Origin of the sequence: Simkania negevensis Z, from assembly GCF_000237205.1 — a bacterium.
Classification (GTDB): Bacteria; Chlamydiota; Chlamydiia; order Chlamydiales; family Simkaniaceae; genus Simkania; species Simkania negevensis.
Map to the genome: position 1 here is coordinate 770,165 of NC_015713.1, position 17,252 is coordinate 787,416.

Sequence of the window (17,252 nt, forward strand, 5' to 3'; positions counted from 1 at the left end):
CATGCGAGTAATAGAAAGAATTAAGGGGCCAAGAGGGCCTAAAAAAGATCTCGGTTTTTATAAAAAAAAGATAAAACGGCGTATGGACAACCCAAATAAAAGCCCGGAACAGAAGAAGCGGTTTCCAGGGGGATTTATTCTTTTCCTTTTGGCAGCCATTTTGATTATTTTAACTGTTCAAAACCTTTCGAGTGAGAAAGGGGGAAAAGTTTCTTTTAGTCATCAAGTTGAACACCTTGTCAACTTAGACCTTGTACAGAAAGATGAAAGTCGTAAGACAGCTCAAAATGATAACCTTGTGACATTTACAGGGAAATTTAAAGAGAGACTGTCAGACGATTCGAAAGCGCGTTACCGTTATTTAGAGCTTTTAGATCAAAATCATACTCTTAAAGAGGGACGCTCTGATCTTGCACATAACTTAACGGCGCTTCAGGATAATGTGCGTCAAGCGGGCGAACGTTTCTTAACCCTCAGTGGATTGCCCATCCCCAAAGGGGGCTACATGATCATCAGCCCAGCCTTTGATACGCATGAAAGAGAAAATAGTGTTGTGCTCGAGTCTGCTGAGTCTCAGGAGCTCAATGTTTTAACCCTTAAACAGACTGCAAAACAAGTGACTGCAAATCCTACAAGTGAGGCGGTCAAACGTTTTGGAATGAATGTTCTTCAAGTGGTTCAAGGTTTTCGATCTCCGACCCTCGGAATTGGAAATGAAACGATGAAACAAACTTTGAAAACAACCGAGCAAAACATCAATACCGCCCTTGCTAACTCGAACCTTACCCCTCAAGAAGCACTCGCTCAATATCAAACAGCCCTTGTTGCAGTTGAAGAAATCGTTACCGAACTCAATAAAGAAACCAACAATGTCCGTTTAGAAGGGCTGCGTAGTGTTCGTAATTATCTCGTGGATCTTGAACAGTACAACCAACTGATTGGTTCGCTCGATGAAAATGAAGCAGAACTTGGAAAAGCGCGCCAAAGTGTTGCCGATGTGACTTGGTTCTTTAACAATAAAGAACTTTCGACTAAAGCATTAGAAAGACAAAATCCCGAAGAGTTTAGCTTGTGGTTTGCCCATGCAAAAGGTGAATGGGAAGCCTTTACAGGGAATAAAGGAGCTGCATTCAAAGCTCCAGATCAGCCACGTAATCTTGTTCTTGAAAAGACTTTTAAGAGTCAAGAGCCTTCGCCCAATTACTTCAGCTATATCTTGATGACGATCCTACCTGTTGTGGTGATTATCCTTCTCCTCTACTTCGTTTTCTCACGCCAAATGAAAGGGATGGGATCGAATGCGATGAATTTTGGAAAGTCGCCAGCTCGCATGCTCAATAAAAGCCTTCATAAAGTCACTTTTAATGAAGTTGCCGGAGTGGAAGAGGCTAAAGAAGAGCTACATGAGATCGTTGACTTTTTGAAAGATCCCAGTAAATTTACAGCTCTTGGAGCACGTATTCCTAAAGGTGTTTTATTGATCGGTCCTCCAGGAACGGGAAAAACCTTGATTGCGAAAGCAGTAGCAGGTGAAGCTGACCGCCCCTTCTTCTCCATCTCAGGTTCTGATTTTGTGGAGATGTTTGTGGGTGTGGGAGCAAGCCGGATTCGGGATCTTTTTGATCAAGCCAAGAAAAATGCCCCATGTATTGTCTTCATTGATGAAATCGATGCTGTTGGACGCCATCGAGGAGCAGGAATTGGTGGAGGCCATGATGAACGTGAGCAAACCCTGAACCAACTTCTAGTTGAGATGGACGGATTTGATACCAATGAGGGAGTCATCTTAATGGCGGCAACAAACCGCCCTGATGTTCTTGATAAAGCCCTCCTTCGTCCTGGACGTTTTGATCGCCAAGTGATGCTCGATCTGCCCGATATCAAAGGACGTCTTGAGATTCTCAAGGTTCATGCTCGCAAGATCAAACTCGACGAGACCGTACAATTAATGGATATCGCTCGCGCAACTCCTGGAACATCTGGGGCCGACCTCATGAATATTCTGAATGAAGCTGCTCTTTTAGCAGCGCGGAAAGGACGTTCAGCTGTCACGCGGGAGGACACTCTTGAAGCCTGTGATAAAGTACGCTACGGAAAAGAGCGCAAGAGTTTAGAACTCGATAAGAAAGAAAAACTGCACACCGCCTATCACGAATCAGGGCATGCCATTGTCGGCCTTTCGGTTGAACATGCCGATCCTGTTGAAAAAGTGACCATCATTCCTCGCGGCTTCTCTTTAGGGGCAACTCACTTTGTTCCAGAAAAAAATAAGCTCAGCTACTGGAGAAAAGAACTAGTTGATCGATTAGCTGTTCTCATGGGTGGACGCATTGCAGAAGACATTTTCGTTGGTGACTTTTCGAGTGGCGCTCAAATGGACATTTCTCAAGCAACCAAGCTCGCTCGCAGTATGGTATGCCAGTGGGGAATGAACGATGCCTTAGGACCTGTCGCATACGATGCGAACGGTGACGAGGGTTCCTACATGGTTCCTGGCTCTAGCTCAAAAAGCTATTCTGATGAAACAGCAAAACAAATCGACGATGAAGTGCGCAAGCTTCTCGATCAAGCAAATGAACGTGCCCGCCAAGTGATTTTAGACAGTAAAGATAAAGTTCAACTCATGACAGATATGCTCATGGAGTTTGAAACTTTAGATAAGGAAGATGTCCACGCGATCATGGATGGAAAATGGGATACGAATAAGAAGCGGCAAAAACTCAAAGAAATGAGTGAAGCTCATCGCAAAGAGCCTCCACCTCCACCTCCTCGTAGATCAGAGAAGACTTCTAGTGGAGATATGAATCCGACTCCACAACAGATTTAGACGAGTTTTTCAGATGTTAACGTACAAAGGTTTTTTTTCTTTGCACGTTAACGTAGATGGGCTGCTCTAATAACCTAGGTTTTAACTTTTCTTTTCTATCATCGTGTTGATGCCTATCAAAAGATGATTGATCATGTGCTGAAAAAACAATTGATTCATATCAGTCATTAAACTCAACATCAACGGTTGAAGGTTTGAGCTATTCTGAAAATTAGCAGTCAGCTGGAAGTCAGGAAGGACAATAAAGCCTGCTGTATAGAGATCAGCAGCTATCAGATCACAATTGAAAAGTACCAAGTCGTTTACACACCCGTTAAGAGATGGTTCAGCTTTTGAAAAGGCCTGATAGAGATTATTAAGATAATCACTATCGTTGATCAATTGAGGATTAAAGCTGAGTTGAACTAAGTAGTTGTATAGAGACATCATCGTGCTGATATCGTCATCAATCGTTTCTAAGCGAGCTACGCTAAAAGGGAGCTCCGATTGAAAAATGATGATGAGTTCACGCAATTCATCTCTAATCCGCTCTCTCATTCCCTGATCACTCATCAGCCCATAGATTATTAATTTGAGAGTTGTTTGACCCCTGTATGCAGGGGCATATGAGGTGGAACCTTTAATCAGACCACATTTTATTAGACTTTGCATCAATGACTGACCGCTAGGTTTTTCATATTTTCATCTGCTTGGGCAAACAAATCTTCATTCAAGACCAAGCTATAATAAAAGTGTATGGTTGGATAGGGATCTGCATAACAAGTCATGGATTGAAGTGAAAAAAAAGAGACCATTATTAAAAGGAAGCGTTTCATTGTCGTTTCTCCTGCTAGTATTTCAAAAACAAAAGAAAAATGGCTGCGAAGACGATGCTTGCAGCCTTGGTAGATTGAAACGTTTAAGGACCGTTAATCTTGCATCGAGAGGATTCCCATTTGAAGATGGCTATTCATCTCTGCAAAGTAGAGTTGATTCGCACCTGTAATCAAGTTCACCATCAAAGGTTGCAGTTCTGAGGCACTTTGGAACTTTGCCGTTAGGGAAGTTGATGGAGGCAAAGTGCATGAATAATATTGATAGAGTCCAGCTCCTACAAGATCTAGATCAAATAGCATCAAGTCTTTCCCATATTGTCCCAATAGAGAATTTGCGTTTTCAAAGGCTTGATAGAGACTGTTTAAAAAGTCGTTATTGGTAATGAGTTGTGGATTAAGATTAAGCTGAGTTAAACAATTGTTTAGTGTCATCATCGTTTCGATATCATTTTGAAGTGTAGATGAACTGTTATGCGATGAAGATGAAATAAAAAGATTTTGAATAATGAATTCATTCATGTATCCAATAAGTTGAGCCATTTTTTCTGGATTATTGGCTAGGCCTCCCATCAAAACTTGTAGAGTTGTTAGTTCTGAGTAGGATACATTGTAACCCCCATTATTTCCTCCAGTAATTAAACCACTTGAGAGCAAATATTGGATCACTCCCAAAAGCTCAAGCTGAGTATTGGTGTCTAGTGAGCCATAATTATATAGGAAGCATTTTAGAGCTTGATCAACTGAATAGATATAGTCAGAAGAAGCAATAATTTGCTTCTGTTCACTTGCTTGGGAAAACAAGTCTTCATTCACTATGATATTGTAGTAAACGAGTTCCAAAGGGTCTCCATCTGCATAGGACGATATGGGTAAAAATGCAAGTGACGTAATTATCAGTAAAAAGAACTTTTTCATTGTTGTATCTCCAATTTGAATTAATAGTTGTAAGTGATGGCTGCGAAGTCAAAGCACAAAAAACTAATTGATTCGCAGCCTTGAAGGATCTAAGCGTTTAAGACCCGTTTTCTATCATTGTGTTGATGCCCATTTGAAGATGACTATTCATCTGCGCAAAATAGAGTTGATTTGCACCTGTAATCAAACTTAGAATTAAAGGCTGAAGTTCTGCAGCATTTTGAAAGTTTGGCGACAGATATCCTGATGGAGGGAGAGTGGATGAAGAATATTTATACAATCCTGCTCCGACGAGATCTAAGTCAAATAGCATTAGGTCTAAACCATACGTTCCAAACAAAGGCTCGGCATTATTAAAGACTTGATAGAGGTTATCTAGAAAGTCGTTTTGCATGATAAGAAGAGGGTTGAGACTGAGTTGAGTCAAGTAGCTATTGAGAGTCATCATTGTCTTGATATCATCTTGTATCGTAGAAGGAGGTGTCCCTGATTGATGGAACTGTGATTGATTGGTAACGATAAATGCGTTCATCTCTTCAATGAGCTGTGTTAGTTTTTCTCGATCGTTACTGAGACCTATCATCAAAATTTGAAGGGTTGTTTGTTCAGTATATGCGGGATAATAGCTACCGGTAGTTCCGGGCTGTATCAAACCGCTTGTGAGCATGGTCTGTATCACTCCAAGCAGATCGATTTTGTTATAGGACTCCAAAGAGTTGTAGCTATTACTGAAGTTTTGAATTGCTTGATCGACTGCATAAATATAGCCAGAAGAAGCAATGATTTGCTTGTTTTCACTCGCTTGACCGAAGAGCTCTTCATTTACCATTAGAGAGTAACAAACTTGTTGCATTGGATCGGTATTGTCACCAAAACATGTCATAGAGAAAAAAGTGAGTGATGAGACCATCACCAATAAAAATCGTTTCATTGTCGAATCTCCATATTGAGTTATCGAAAAGAGCAGAATAGAAAAAAAAAATTTTAGTGAAAATAAAAAAAGTGGTTGAGATCTTTCTCAACCACAAAACAGCTCAGTTTTTAATGATTGTTTAAAACGTTTTTGCCTATTGGAAGTAACCCCATTTGAAGATGAGTACACATTTGTCTAAAAAACAATTGGTTTGCACCTGAAACCAAATTGACAACTAGAGATTTGAACTCTTCAGGAGTTGAAAAGTTCCGGACCAAACCTGTTGGGGGAAGAGTACCTGTTTGGCAAGAATACAAACCAGCTGCAACAAGGTCTAAATTGAAAAACATCAGGCCTAGTGAATCTAGCTCAAATACTCGTTCAGACCCTACAAAAGCCATTAGGAGATTTTCTACAAAGTCTTCATTGTTAATTAATTGACGGTTGAGTATCAAACGGTTAAAATGGTTAACAAGATTTGTTACAGATTGCCCAGGGTCAACAGGCGGAGATAAATGTGTTTCAGCTATGGAATCGCTAGGTTGAGATAAACACACCTCTAGGTTTGAGATTGAGGGTTGATATTTGATAATGAATTCGTTGATTTTTTCGATCAATTCCTCCATCCTTTCCTCATTGTAGACAAGGCTTTTCAGGAGAACTTCGAGAATTGTATCAACTGTGTAAGCGGGTACAATTGTATTGTTAATGGAAGTCTTAACCAAGCCACTTGAAATCATGTTTTGAACCACTTCTTTCAGGTCAGTTTGATAGTTTTCATTAAGAGCATTGTAGTGATGTGTGAAGAGTTGAATTGATTGATCGACCGAATAAATATAGTCAGATGAAGAAATGATTTTATTATTTTCATTAGCCTGAGTCAAAAGTTCTTCTGTCACAACTAAATCATAAAAAACTTGTTGCAGAGGGTCAGCATCTCCATAGCAAGTCGTAGATAAAAATGAAAATGATGAAGCCATTATCATAAAAAACGTTTCATTGTCGTCTCTACATGTTGAGTTTTCGAAAAGAAAAGACTATAAAAAAAATTTTCGTGGGAACAAAAAAAAGTGGTTGCGAAGTCAAAGTGGGAGATAACCTTTATTCGCAACCACAAATGATCTCAGTAGTTAGAAGTCGAAGCGTATTCCTACATCTAAACCACTAAATGTCAAATCTCCATCTGGTTGGAAACTTGTAAGGAAAGGAATTTCAAGCTGATTCCACCAGTACTGTGTTTCCCAACCAATGTACAGGCCAAGAAAATAGTTTTGCGAAAAGCAGTAGCCCCATTCGAGACCCATTGCAAGTTGACTCATAGGTCTTAAATGATAAGAGCTATCTTGTCGCACTGTGATATCTTGGTTCTGACTAGGATCCGTCAGGTTATCAACGACAATACGATATTTCGTATCGTACTCTCCATAAAGAAGAGCGCCGCTGATTTTTCCATAGAGGCTGAAGCCCCACCCGATGTGTAAGTATCCATCGAGACCAAAGCGTGGCCCAACAGACCAATAGTCACTGTCTCCTCGTCCAGAGCCATGAGCTAAAGAGTCGCTAATGAAATTATGCACTATGAGCATTGTGTTGTGCTTGACTTGATAATGCATATCAATCCAGGCAGCTTTTAATCCCAAATGAGGGCGGATTGAAAAACGATGACTAAAAAAGTAGTCATAGCCTGATTCGAAATCGAGTGTATTCAGGCGAATTTGCCACTGAGTCGAACCATCTGCTGAAACGATGAGATTTCCAAAATTTGGTGCATTGGGAGCATTGTTGTCTAAGACATCCAATTTCAAATCAAAAGCAATCATGCTTGTAAGAGGTGCTATCGTAGGGTCAGCTACAATAGGGCTAAAGCGATCCGTTGCTTTTGTGTAGTGGTATGTCCATGTGAGAAAAAGATCCCAATTATCTCGCCCAAAATCATATCCTGCAGCAAGACGAACGCCTGGTTCGAAATTGAACTCAGGCTCTTTTACATCGCCTGAAATAGTGACTGGAAATGCTTGAAAAATGGGAAGGGGTTCTTTTGTTTTAATTGCATACTCAAGATCATCCATTATGGCGCGCCACCAAAGGAATTCTGCTTGAAAAGAAAATCCTTCTGAAAGACATCCTTGAGCTGATTGAGTCATAATGTCACGATTGGGGGGAGGCCCCATATCGGGTGCATTTTGCTCTGCAACTGCGCTTCCGCAAATTGCCGCAAAAGCGAGCGTCATTGCTTGAAAGGCTTTTTTCATGCGCAAACTCCTAGTATTACTTTCAAAGTATGATTAAAAGTCAAAGCGAACTCCTACATCGAGGCCACTAAAAGTCAGGTCTCCTTCTGGCTGAAAGTAGCCGAAGAAGGGCATTTCAAGTTGGTTCCACCAGTACTGTGTTTCCCAACCAACATGTAGAGCAAGGAGGTACTCTTTTGAAAAGCAGTATGCCCACTCAACACCAAGAGCCATTTGAACCATGTTGCGCAAGCGGTAAAAACTATCTTGCTTAAACTTAAGATTCACTTCGATTGTGTTTACAGGGTTTTCAATATTGATTTGATCGTATTTTGTATCAAATTCTCCGTAGAGAGCTGCCCCAGAAAGGAGGCCATAGATACTAAAGCCCCATCCGATGTGGAGATACGAATCAATTCCAAAGCATGGACCAACGCCCCAATAGTCGCTGTCTCCTTTACCTTTTAGGTCTCTAATATCATTTGCTCCACCTTCAAGGACTGTTGCAGCAATGTAATCGACATGGTAATCCATATCGATCCATGCAGTTTTCAATCCCATGAAAGGACGAATAGAGAACCGCTTACTAAAGAAGTAATCGTAACCCATTTCAAAGTCGAGGACGTTAAAATGAATATCCCACTTTACTTTTCCATTTGAACTTAGTGCAATTCCACCAAAGTTTTGTGTAACTGCGATGGGTTCAACGCGCGTTTCTAAAAGGATTAAATTATTGTCACCTGCATTGACGCTATCAGAAGGGTTAGAGTGGAGGTAAGTCCATCGTAGGAAAACATCCCAGTTATCTCGTCCAAAATCATACCCTGCAGCAACTTTAAACCCTGGATCGAATTCAAAGCTAGGCTCTTTCACAGTGAAGTTGTGGGCGCGGTCATTTGGAAAATTGGTGGGATCGGTGATCACAGCACTATCTTTCAGACCGTATTCTAGATTGTCTAAGATGGCACGCCACCAAATGAATTCTCCTTGGATTGAAAAGCCCTGAGAAAGACACCCTTGTGCACTGTGGTCAACGATGTCTCTATTGGGTGGAATTGGAGGGCCATCTGGGTTTCCCCCATTCGGCATAGGCCTACTTGATGTTTGCTCCATTGTTTGCTGTGAGCTATAAGCAGCTGAAAGAAATTTGCTTTCAACTATTTTTTCTTGGACATCGGCTACGAGCCCATTTCCAAGAAAAAAGGTAGATAAAAATGCAGCTGACAAAAACGAGATACATTTCATCAACAACCTCCATGTTAAAAAAAAATTTGTTTACTTTCACATTGAAGCATCTCTCTTTTCCATTCAAGGAAAAACAGGTATGTGAGTAAAATGAAATACTCAATAGGACAATATCAATGAGATTCATGACTTTTTTTCTCTTATTAACTGCTTGCTCTTTTGGTGTTGAATTGAACTTTCACGACTTTGATAAGTACCAACAAAAGCTTTCCAAAAAGTATGTGACTGAAAAAATTCGCCACTACTTGCAGTATTCTGATGAAATTGAAAACTATTTTGAAATCACTGCCAATGCACTCGCAATTTACGCTTCTCCAGAAGATAAGCAGCTTGGAAAAGTGGGGTATGCACTTTATTTTGGGCAAGAATTTCCAAGTTTTGTTCCAGAGTTCAAACATCCTCTTAGCAAAGCAAAAATTGCCATTGATCCCGGCCATTTTGGAGGACAATTTGCCCGTCTTGAAGAGAGGTATGTCTCAATTGAATTAGATGGGAAAATTCTTGAATTTGATGAGGGGACCCTTGCTTTTTTAACAGCTCTTCAATTGAAAAAGAAGTTAGAAGCACAAGGGGCAACAGTACTTCTTACTCGCAAAGCCATTGGAGAAGGAGCTTATCCAGAGCCTTTTTTTGATTGGCTCAAAGAGCATTCAGAGCTTTGGGAAAAAGGGGTGGCGCTCTCGACGATCTTTCTCAAGCATTATAACCGATTAGATTTGCGCTCGCGTGCAGAACTCATTAACAACTTTAAACCTGACCTTACTGTGCTTATTCATTACAACGCGATCGATTCGGAACTTCCTGATCCCCGCCGTACAAAACCAACTGATAGAAACTTTAACCTTGTCTTTATTCCAGGAGGATTTTGCAAAGGAGAACTAGCGAGTCACGAAGACCGGTATCACTTTCTCCGCCTCATCTGTACCCAAGATCTTGAATTGTCCCGCCAAATGGCGCAAGACTTAGTCGAGCGCTTCACCAAATATCTCAATGTTCCTCCTTTGAAATCGGCAAAGAAAGAGGTGTGTGGGTTTGGAAACAGTTTGGTTTCAGCTGAGGGAGTTTTTTGCCGCAACTTGTGTCTTACAAGGCTCATTCAGAGTCCTCTTTGTTATGGAGAAACCTTAATTCAGAATAATCTCGATGAAGCTTTAGAGCTTAGTCAGTCCCAAAAAACAGTTGAGGGAATTCCTTGTCCTCAAAGAGTTTTAGATGTGGCAGAGGCCTATTTTAAAACAATTATATTGTATTACGAACGAGCAGGAGATACGAATTGATCAGCGAAGTAGTACTTTGAAATTTTGAGTACGAGAAGAGCTAGGCAACCTAGAACTACTACTGCACTCGCAATAATTTCCACAGCTTTGCTTTTCGCAGTTCTATTGACGGTATATTCTCCATTGATATGTCTTTCAACGACAATATCACTGTAGTATGGCCATCTCGATAGATCATGAATCTTTCCGAATACCTTTTTATACTGATCCGTTCTTTCAACCAGCTTAGAAAAACAATCAACGTTAGTAGCAATTGTATCGGTTTGCCTCAGGTGTTCCGCACTGACTTGTCCAAATCTTTCAGAATTAAGGCCGGTCACATAAAACTCGACTGATTGAAAGATGCCATTTAAGTTGTCAATATCTTTCGCTCTCATTCTTGATAAGAGATGAGAGCATGTCAGGTGTGATGCATTCAAGTTTTGAAAACTATACTTGAAGGTTTCAGAAGAAGGAGGTTCGTTGTCAGCAAATTTATCGAGGAGAATTCTAGCCTTTTCATTCAATGCTGAGAGAGCGATCCTGTGGTTTGGAAAAACTTGGCATTGACCATACGCAAGATAGGATGAGATATCTAATATTTGATTGCTAGAGTGTATTGCTGTGTACTGGAGAGCAGTGAATTGGTGCGGAATACAACTTTGATGACTCATTTTTCAAACTCAAAATAACAAATTTTTTTGATGACACAAGAGTGTAGCATAGACCTTTCTATTTCCCAATTGCAATATGTACGCCATCAAGAGTTTCAAGGGATCTACACCAAAACGTCTGGCAATCACTGACTTAATTTCTCCTCCTACTGCAGTGAGTTTGACGATAAAAACGGGAGAGCTTCCATGAGTGTTTTTTCTGTAGGGATTAGTAGGAATGATAAGAGGTCTTTGAAGGTGTGCTGAAGAATAAAGAGATGTTGAGTTTGGGAGATGGCGCGCATTTTTATGGGGCTCAGGAGAACCATAAACTGCGTATTGTGGAGAATAGAGTCTAACTCGAGTTGTCAATTTTTACTCCTTTTCGAAAAAACAAACCAAGTGTGACCTATGTATAGATATGCTGCAAGCATAAAAAATGCTCTCAGAGAATTCTCTAGGCCTTTTTAAGGTAGCAGTCTAGATTAAAGAAAGGTTGCATTACAGTTTATGTAGTTGCATAATGCATTTTCAACTTTTTTAAAGAGGAGCATATGTTACGTATTGTATCTAGTTCTCAGGAAGGTGGAACCAATACTCATAATCATCAACTAATCTCTAATCAAGATTATGTGCGTCCTCAAAGAAAAAAGTGGCTTTCAAGCTTCTCTGATATAACCTCGAAAGTAACGCAGGTATCCAGAGGTTTATTTGGTGTTCATAAACCTCCTGAGGTGGTGTTTGAAAATGCACCTCTACCTATAGGTTTTCAATCTTCTATAGAAGATATTTCTACGGAAAAAAGAAAACTAAGTAAAGAAGAGCTACGTTATGAAGTGTTCTTATTTTATGGAATTCAACCTACACAATTCGAAAGACGTTATCCTCCTATGGGATTGGATGTTACTTTAGGTGGATGTACAAATGATCGTAATTTTCTTAAAGGATTGCAGTTGTTGTATGAGCAGCTTAATAAATTTACAGAATCCGGTCACACATCATATTTTCCTGACGCTGAGAGATTATATGATTTGATTGATCAAAAGATAGGAGAAGTGTTTCCCCAACTGTGGGGTGTTTCTCTTTATTCTAAAACTTCTTACAGAAATTCTTTTCCTGATGAAGATATCATTATAGCGTTGAGCCATGTTTACGATGACAAAAAAAGAAATGTAGGAGTAGATATCCCCAGATCAGAAAAACCTATTTTTTTTCAATTTAATGGAGAGTCTGCCCTTGGATGTGTAGTTGCTATGCTTGTTTATGAATATAATAGTATGGAAGAGGTTTATAGGAGTTTTTATAAGCTTAAAACTCTTGAGGCTATAGAGCAGAACTTGCAACGTAATCATTTGGTATTAGAAAAGATTCCTTATATTGATATTGATTATTTGAGTCGAGCTGTTGAGCAACACCCTGTAGTAGTCTCTGTGGACTCTTTTGATACACCACCCTCTTTTTGTAGACCTCACTATGTTATTGTAGATGAAGTCTGCGTTATAGAAGGTGTAAAAACAGTTAAAATTCGAGACCCATATCACGGATGGTGTGTTGGTATTAAAGCAGAAGCTTTTGTTCGTAGTTTGGTTAAACAAAGTCCACTTTTACAAATTAAGTGTAGTCTATTGCGATAGTCATAAAATTTCTATAGTCATCTTAGAGTGAATAGGTTGCTTATATACCTAAACTCTGATTGAATAAAAAAAGCTCTCAGGGTCACCTGAGAGCTTTTAATTTTTTAGTCTTTATTCACCGGCATGGGTGGCGGCTTGAGAATTTCAGGCTTCCGCTGAGGTTTCCGATTGCCTCCATCGCGGCTACCCCCATCGCGACGAGGAGGCGGCCGTCTTGGCTGCTCGTCTCGCTTCGGCTCAACATAACCTTCAGGAGCTTCAAGAATTGCTTTATGGCTTAAACGGATTTGACCATTGTTATTGATCTCAAGAACCTTGACTTCGATTGAATCACCTTCTTTATAGTGATCGTGAATGTTCTCTATTCTTTGGTAGGAGAGCTCAGAAATATGGCAAAGCCCTTGTTTACTCAAGATGGCAACAAAGAGACCAAATTCTTTAATTGTGACGATCTTTCCTTTGTAAGTTTGCCCAATTTCCACTTCCGCTGTGAGGTTGTAGATGATTTCTTTGGCACGATCCATTCCCTCTTTTGTCGAAGAGGCGATGCTAACAAGGCCGCTATCATCGATATCGATATCAGCACCTGATAATTCCACAATCTCGCGGATCTGCTTTCCACCAGGGCCAATGATGGTTCCGATCTGACTTGGTTTGACTTGAACCGTTTCGATGCGTGGAGCGTGCTGAGAGAGGTGCTCATTTGATTTTGGACAAGCTTCAAGCATCTTATGGAGGATGTGGATCCGACCCTGCTTGGCTTGCGCAAGAGCTACTTTCATGATTTGAGGGTTGATTCCTTCAACTTTGATATCGAGCTGGAAAGCAGTGATCCCTTTTTCGTCCCCGGTGATTTTAAAGTCCATGTCGCCAAGTGCATCTTCTACCCCAAGGATGTCAGAAAGAATGGCGTATGAATCTTTTTCAAGGATCAGACCCATTGCAATTCCTGCAATAGGGCGTTTGATGGGGACTCCAGCTTGCATTAAAGCTAAGCAGCCACCGCAAACCGAGGCCATCGACGATGAGCCATTAGACTCAGTGATATTTGACTCCAAGCGGATCGTATAGGGGAAAGAATCTTTTTCTGGGATAGTGCATTGAAGAGCACGTTCTGCAAGTTTTCCGTGTCCCACTTCTCGTCGTCCTGGAGGGCCAATACGGCCTGATTCTCCGACGGAAAAAGGAGGAAAGTTGTACTGAAGATAAAACCGTCGAATCCCATCGGTATTGAGATCCTCATACCGTTGTCCCATGCTTTCTCCACCAAGTGTACAAACAGCAATTGTTTGGGTTTCTCCTCGCGTAAACACTGCGCTTCCATGTGTGCGGGGAAGGTAATCCATATCGATCCAGATTTGGCGGACATCTTCTGGGCCACGTCCATCGCAACGCTTATTTTCTTTGAGGATCATTCGACGCATGTGGTCTGAAGTCACCTTTTTTATTGCCATCTGAACTTCATGAGGGGCGTACTTGTGCTTGTCTTCAGCACCTTCTGGTAGTAGTTTTTCTACGACAGTTTCTTTGATTGCAGAAAGGGAATCTTCTCTAACTTGTTTTTCTGAAATCCGAATGGCATCTTGTAAAGGTGCATTCATGATGCTATCGACTTCTTCTAATAGACCGGTTGGAAGTAGACGGAGCTCGTCACGCTTTTTAGTTTTACCGTGTGTAGCTTGCCAATCAGAAAGCTTTTGACAAATCAACTTAATGGCTTGGTGTCCTTCTTCAATAGCTTCCATCACTTGATCTTCAGTCAAGAAGTCACAGTACCCTTCGATCATCAAGATCGCATCTTCAGTTCCGGCAAGCATCAAGTCGAGAACTGAATCTTCTTGCTCTTGGACTGTTGGGTTAATGACAAAGCGGTCTTCGATCATTCCAACGCGTACTCCTGCGATAGGCTTAATAAGGGGAATGTCAGAAAGGACAAGAGCCGCTGAGTTAGCGCAAATTGCGAGAGGTTCAGGAGCGTTCACACCATCATAAGAGAGAACCGATGTGATCAATTGTGTTTCAGTGTAATAGCCTTCTTCAAACATTGGGCGAATGGGGCGATCGATCAAGCGGCAAACGAGGGTTTCTCGCTCTGTGGGCTTTCCTTCGCGTTTGATAAATCCTCCCAAGGGTTTTACCTGCAGAAGAGAATTTTTCGACATAATCTACACGTAGAGGGATGAAGTCGACATCGGGCGGAGTCGGTCCAGTACATGCGGTTGAAAGTAACATGGTTTCGCCGGAGCGTACAATGACGGCTCCATTAGCTTGGCGGGCAATTTTTCCAGTTTCAAAGACGATATCTCTTCCACCGATCGAGACTGTGATAGAGTGGGATTCCAGGGAGGTGTTTTGTTGGTTCATTAAGATTGTTACTCCTAGTTAGCGAATTGGATCTTTTTTATACCCTAAAAAAGAGGAGAAAAAAAAGAAAAATTTGAAGGGAGATTCTATCAGGTTTAGATTTATAGATTCAAGGAAGAAGTTTAGGGCTCCTTAAGAGAAGGAGCCCAAGTAAAGATTTTACTTACGAAGGTTTAGGCGGGTAATAAGTGTTTGATACCGCTTTGTATCCGTTGAGTTGAGATAATCGAGAAGTTTCCTTCGCTGTCCTACGAGCTTCAAGAGAGCAAGCCTAGAGGCATGGTCTTTTGGAGCTAGCTTGAGATGATCTGTCAGCTCAGCAATACGTTCAGTTAAAATTGCAATTTGAACGTCTGCTGACCCTGTATCTTTCTCGTGCAGCTGAAATTGTTTAGTAATTTCTTCTTTAGCACGTCTATCTAATGACATTTATAATAACTCCTTTAGACAAGTTAGAACGGGATTATAGTATGACAATAGCCATATGGTTAGCACCATTTTAACAGGCCGGGATAAATTTAGCAACTACGTTAGATAAGACCATAAAATGAATCTTTTAATTTGGAGTTCATAAGTCCCCATGGCATAATGGAGAATATGGCAAAAGATTTTTCGATATTTGACCAGAAGATGATGCAACTTGCTCTAGAAGAAGCAAAGCTAGCGTTCAATAAGGAAGAAGTTCCTGTGGGCGCTGTACTGACGCTCGGAGATCAAGTGATTGCACGTGCTCATAACACAATGGAAACTAAAGGGGATCCGACTGCACATGCAGAAATTTTATGCATTCGCAAAGGTGCCGAAGCCATTGGGGATTGGAGACTTTTAGGGGCCACTCTTTATACGACGCTCGAACCGTGCGTCATGTGTGGTGGCGCKATGCTGCTCGCGCGAATCACACGTGTAGTTTGGGGAGCACCGGACATCAGGCACGGGTCTAACGGAAGTTGGATTGATCTCTTTGAGAAAAAACACCCAACCCACCAACTTGAAATTGCTGGAGGGCTCTATGAAGAGGAAGCAGCAAATCTTATGCGCCTCTTTTTCAAAGACAAAGGACAAAACATGAAGAAGACAAACTTCCTACTGGTAGAGCTCTTTGATGAACTCATAGCCTTTCAGGAAACAAAGTTACTCAACTATGCCGCTGAAATTATTCCCAATGTCACCTCTGACGATATTTTGCAACCAAATGATTATGATGAACTTGAAAATCACCCTTTTTTTCGTTATGAAGAGGGAGTCTTAAAGGGGATTCAAACGGCTAAAATGGCAGTTCTAGCAAAATTAAGAGAAGATTAAATCGGTAGAACAGGTCGTCACTTGGGTTCTAAGCTTGCCGTTTTTTCTTAGAAATGCGCCAGAGTTTCCATCTCTCTCGCCAGGAGAGGGATTTTTTCCCATGTTGAGAGATCTTTTCTAAGCAAGCATCCATGAACTCTTCGTCTTGCATAATAATGCGTCCGGTTTTGAAATCATAAATTTTACCTTCTTCCATTTCAGACGCTTTGGTTACCCGAGAGAACCCGAAGTACTTCCGTTTCAGATGGATCAATTTTTGATCGAATCGGTGCAATCGAGGGAATGGGCTGAGGGTTTCCCAGGCTAAGACTGCATATAAGTAGCCGAATATGAGAGAGCTTCCTGAAATCAAAAAGTCAAAGAATTTTCCATTTGAAAACTCGAGGAACAAATTGATTCCAATGAGACCAAATACAAGCCACTTTGCTCGCATAGGAATCAGCATGAAGAGCATCAGACTAGCTGTTGGGAAAAGGAAACTCCAACTGATGAGAAGGATGTAAATCGCGGGTGTAGCTCCAGCAACAAAAGCTGAATTTCCAAAAATAAGCTGGGCGAGGTAGCAAATGATCCCGACAAAGAGCCCTCCACCAAAATAGAGAGAGAGAAAGTGCTTTTTTCCTTTGAGTTGAACGATCGAAGATCCAATGGCCCAAAGAAGGTAGAGATCGAAGAAGACTTTCAGAAGTAATCCAAAGGTAATTCCCGATGAAACAGGCTGAATGAATAGGTATGAGATGAATTGCCAAATAAAAAATTTATGAATGCCCCAAATGCTTAAGCTAAGGAGTTGACCTGGGCTGGGAATCCCAAACACTTGTGTGAACAAAGCGTTAGAAAGGAGCGAAAAGAATGTGAACAGGAGTGTAAGGGCGATCGTCATCTTGATCACCTTCGGGGCAAACGACGGTCCCATTCGAAATCCTTGAGATTGATGCATATTAGCCTCCTTAACTTTCGCAGATTATAAGTGATTCATTAATAAAATGGGGCAAAAAAATTTCTATGCCTAGCTCTTGGTATTTTGAAAAAAAGTTTAAAATCATGAAATCAGACTTGTTTTTTAACTGTAAACAAGGTTAAATTTTGTGAGATAA

At 40.9% G+C, this 17,252-nt stretch carries 13 protein-coding genes and 2 pseudogenes; 4 read left to right on the forward strand and 11 right to left on the reverse strand.

The features are described from left to right. Nucleotides 1-82: 82 nt before the first annotated feature. Nucleotides 83-2,827 (forward strand): ATP-dependent zinc metalloprotease FtsH, encoded by a 2,745-nt coding sequence (gene ftsH / locus SNE_RS04140; protein WP_041419229.1) that lies wholly within the window; start codon nucleotides 83-85, stop codon nucleotides 2,825-2,827. 81 nt (nucleotides 2,828-2,908) lie between these two features. Here the strand turns inward: ftsH and SNE_RS04145 are convergent, their stop codons facing one another. The 6 genes from SNE_RS04145 to SNE_RS04170 form a co-directional block, all read right to left on the reverse strand. Continuing rightward, entirely contained in the window at nucleotides 2,909-3,379 is a 471-nt protein-coding gene (locus SNE_RS04145) for a hypothetical protein (protein ID WP_148258942.1), read from the reverse strand. A gap of 356 nt (nucleotides 3,380-3,735) precedes the next feature. Next, entirely contained in the window at nucleotides 3,736-4,557 is an 822-nt protein-coding gene (locus tag SNE_RS04150; protein ID WP_013943083.1) for a hypothetical protein, read from the reverse strand. Nucleotides 4,558-4,654: 97 nt separating this feature from the next. Continuing rightward, nucleotides 4,655-5,488, reverse strand: coding sequence for a hypothetical protein (locus tag SNE_RS04155; protein ID WP_041418774.1), 834 nt, complete (start codon nucleotides 5,486-5,488; stop codon nucleotides 4,655-4,657). A 110-nt stretch (nucleotides 5,489-5,598) separates the two neighbouring features. Next, nucleotides 5,599-6,450, reverse strand: a complete 852-nt coding sequence (locus SNE_RS04160) for a hypothetical protein (RefSeq protein ID WP_013943086.1) — start codon at nucleotides 6,448-6,450, stop codon at nucleotides 5,599-5,601. Nucleotides 6,451-6,600: 150 nt separating this feature from the next. Then, nucleotides 6,601-7,722, reverse strand: a complete 1,122-nt coding sequence (locus tag SNE_RS04165; protein ID WP_013943087.1) for an Lpg1974 family pore-forming outer membrane protein — start codon at nucleotides 7,720-7,722, stop codon at nucleotides 6,601-6,603. Between the two features lie 33 nt (nucleotides 7,723-7,755). Further along, nucleotides 7,756-8,946 carry an Lpg1974 family pore-forming outer membrane protein gene (locus SNE_RS04170; RefSeq protein ID WP_013943088.1) on the reverse strand — a complete coding sequence of 397 codons (1,191 nt, stop codon included), beginning with the start codon at nucleotides 8,944-8,946 and terminating at the stop codon, nucleotides 7,756-7,758. A 125-nt stretch (nucleotides 8,947-9,071) separates the two neighbouring features. Between SNE_RS04170 and SNE_RS04175 the strand changes: the two genes are divergently transcribed. Then, complete coding sequence (locus SNE_RS04175; protein WP_013943089.1) at nucleotides 9,072-10,223, forward strand: N-acetylmuramoyl-L-alanine amidase family protein; 1,152 nt, start codon at nucleotides 9,072-9,074, stop codon at nucleotides 10,221-10,223. On the opposite strand, the gene SNE_RS04180 is transcribed toward SNE_RS04175, so the two are convergent. Both SNE_RS04180 and SNE_RS04185 read right to left on the reverse strand, forming a co-directional pair. Next, nucleotides 10,196-10,876: a hypothetical protein gene (locus tag SNE_RS04180; protein ID WP_013943090.1), complete on the reverse strand. Its 681-nt coding sequence runs from the start codon at nucleotides 10,874-10,876 to the stop codon at nucleotides 10,196-10,198. The genes SNE_RS04175 and SNE_RS04180 overlap by 28 nt on opposite strands. Before the next feature lie 9 nt (nucleotides 10,877-10,885). Further along, nucleotides 10,886-11,227: a hypothetical protein gene (locus SNE_RS04185; RefSeq protein WP_013943091.1), complete on the reverse strand. Its 342-nt coding sequence runs from the start codon at nucleotides 11,225-11,227 to the stop codon at nucleotides 10,886-10,888. Nucleotides 11,228-11,409: 182 nt separating this feature from the next. Between SNE_RS04185 and SNE_RS04190 the strand changes: the two genes are divergently transcribed. Beyond that, on the forward strand, nucleotides 11,410-12,489 hold the full coding sequence (locus SNE_RS04190; protein ID WP_013943092.1) for a hypothetical protein: 1,080 nt from the start codon (nucleotides 11,410-11,412) through the stop codon (nucleotides 12,487-12,489). A gap of 104 nt (nucleotides 12,490-12,593) precedes the next feature. On the opposite strand, the pseudogene pnp reads toward SNE_RS04190, so the two are convergent. Both pnp and rpsO read right to left on the reverse strand, forming a co-directional pair. Then, nucleotides 12,594-14,853: pseudogene (gene pnp / locus SNE_RS04195) on the reverse strand (polyribonucleotide nucleotidyltransferase). Nucleotides 14,854-15,012: 159 nt separating this feature from the next. Continuing rightward, nucleotides 15,013-15,282: a 30S ribosomal protein S15 gene (rpsO, locus tag SNE_RS04200; RefSeq protein ID WP_013943094.1), complete on the reverse strand. Its 270-nt coding sequence runs from the start codon at nucleotides 15,280-15,282 to the stop codon at nucleotides 15,013-15,015. Between the two features lie 168 nt (nucleotides 15,283-15,450). Between rpsO and tadA the strand changes: the two are divergent. Then, nucleotides 15,451-15,930, forward strand: a pseudogene (tadA, locus tag SNE_RS13400) (tRNA adenosine(34) deaminase TadA); the annotation flags it as partial. A 253-nt stretch (nucleotides 15,931-16,183) separates the two neighbouring features. Here tadA and SNE_RS04210 read toward each other — a convergent pair. After that, nucleotides 16,184-17,095 carry a rhomboid family intramembrane serine protease gene (locus SNE_RS04210; RefSeq protein WP_013943096.1) on the reverse strand — a complete coding sequence of 304 codons (912 nt, stop codon included), beginning with the start codon at nucleotides 17,093-17,095 and terminating at the stop codon, nucleotides 16,184-16,186. Nucleotides 17,096-17,252 lie beyond the last annotated feature (157 nt).

What these genes read in the sequence shown, in the direction of transcription:
- ftsH (WP_041419229.1), top strand. Translation starts at nt 83, where the DNA reads ATGGACAACCCAAATAAAAGCCCGGAACAGAAGAAGCGGTTTCCAGGG.
- SNE_RS04145 (WP_148258942.1), bottom strand. Translation starts at nt 3,379, where the DNA reads ATGAGTGATCAGGGAATGAGAGAGCGGATTAGAGATGAATTGCGTGAA.
- SNE_RS04150 (WP_013943083.1), bottom strand. Translation starts at nt 4,557, where the DNA reads ATGAAAAAGTTCTTTTTACTGATAATTACGTCACTTGCATTTTTACCC.
- SNE_RS04155 (WP_041418774.1), bottom strand. Translation starts at nt 5,488, where the DNA reads ATGAAACGATTTTTATTGGTGATGGTCTCATCACTCACTTTTTTCTCT.
- SNE_RS04160 (WP_013943086.1), bottom strand. Translation starts at nt 6,450, where the DNA reads ATGGCTTCATCATTTTCATTTTTATCTACGACTTGCTATGGAGATGCT.
- SNE_RS04165 (WP_013943087.1), bottom strand. Translation starts at nt 7,722, where the DNA reads ATGAAAAAAGCCTTTCAAGCAATGACGCTCGCTTTTGCGGCAATTTGC.
- SNE_RS04170 (WP_013943088.1), bottom strand. Translation starts at nt 8,946, where the DNA reads ATGAAATGTATCTCGTTTTTGTCAGCTGCATTTTTATCTACCTTTTTT.
- SNE_RS04175 (WP_013943089.1), top strand. Translation starts at nt 9,072, where the DNA reads ATGACTTTTTTTCTCTTATTAACTGCTTGCTCTTTTGGTGTTGAATTG.
- SNE_RS04180 (WP_013943090.1), bottom strand. Translation starts at nt 10,876, where the DNA reads ATGAGTCATCAAAGTTGTATTCCGCACCAATTCACTGCTCTCCAGTAC.
- SNE_RS04190 (WP_013943092.1), top strand. Translation starts at nt 11,410, where the DNA reads ATGTTACGTATTGTATCTAGTTCTCAGGAAGGTGGAACCAATACTCAT.
- rpsO (WP_013943094.1), bottom strand. Translation starts at nt 15,282, where the DNA reads ATGTCATTAGATAGACGTGCTAAAGAAGAAATTACTAAACAATTTCAG.
- SNE_RS04210 (WP_013943096.1), bottom strand. Translation starts at nt 17,095, where the DNA reads ATGCATCAATCTCAAGGATTTCGAATGGGACCGTCGTTTGCCCCGAAG.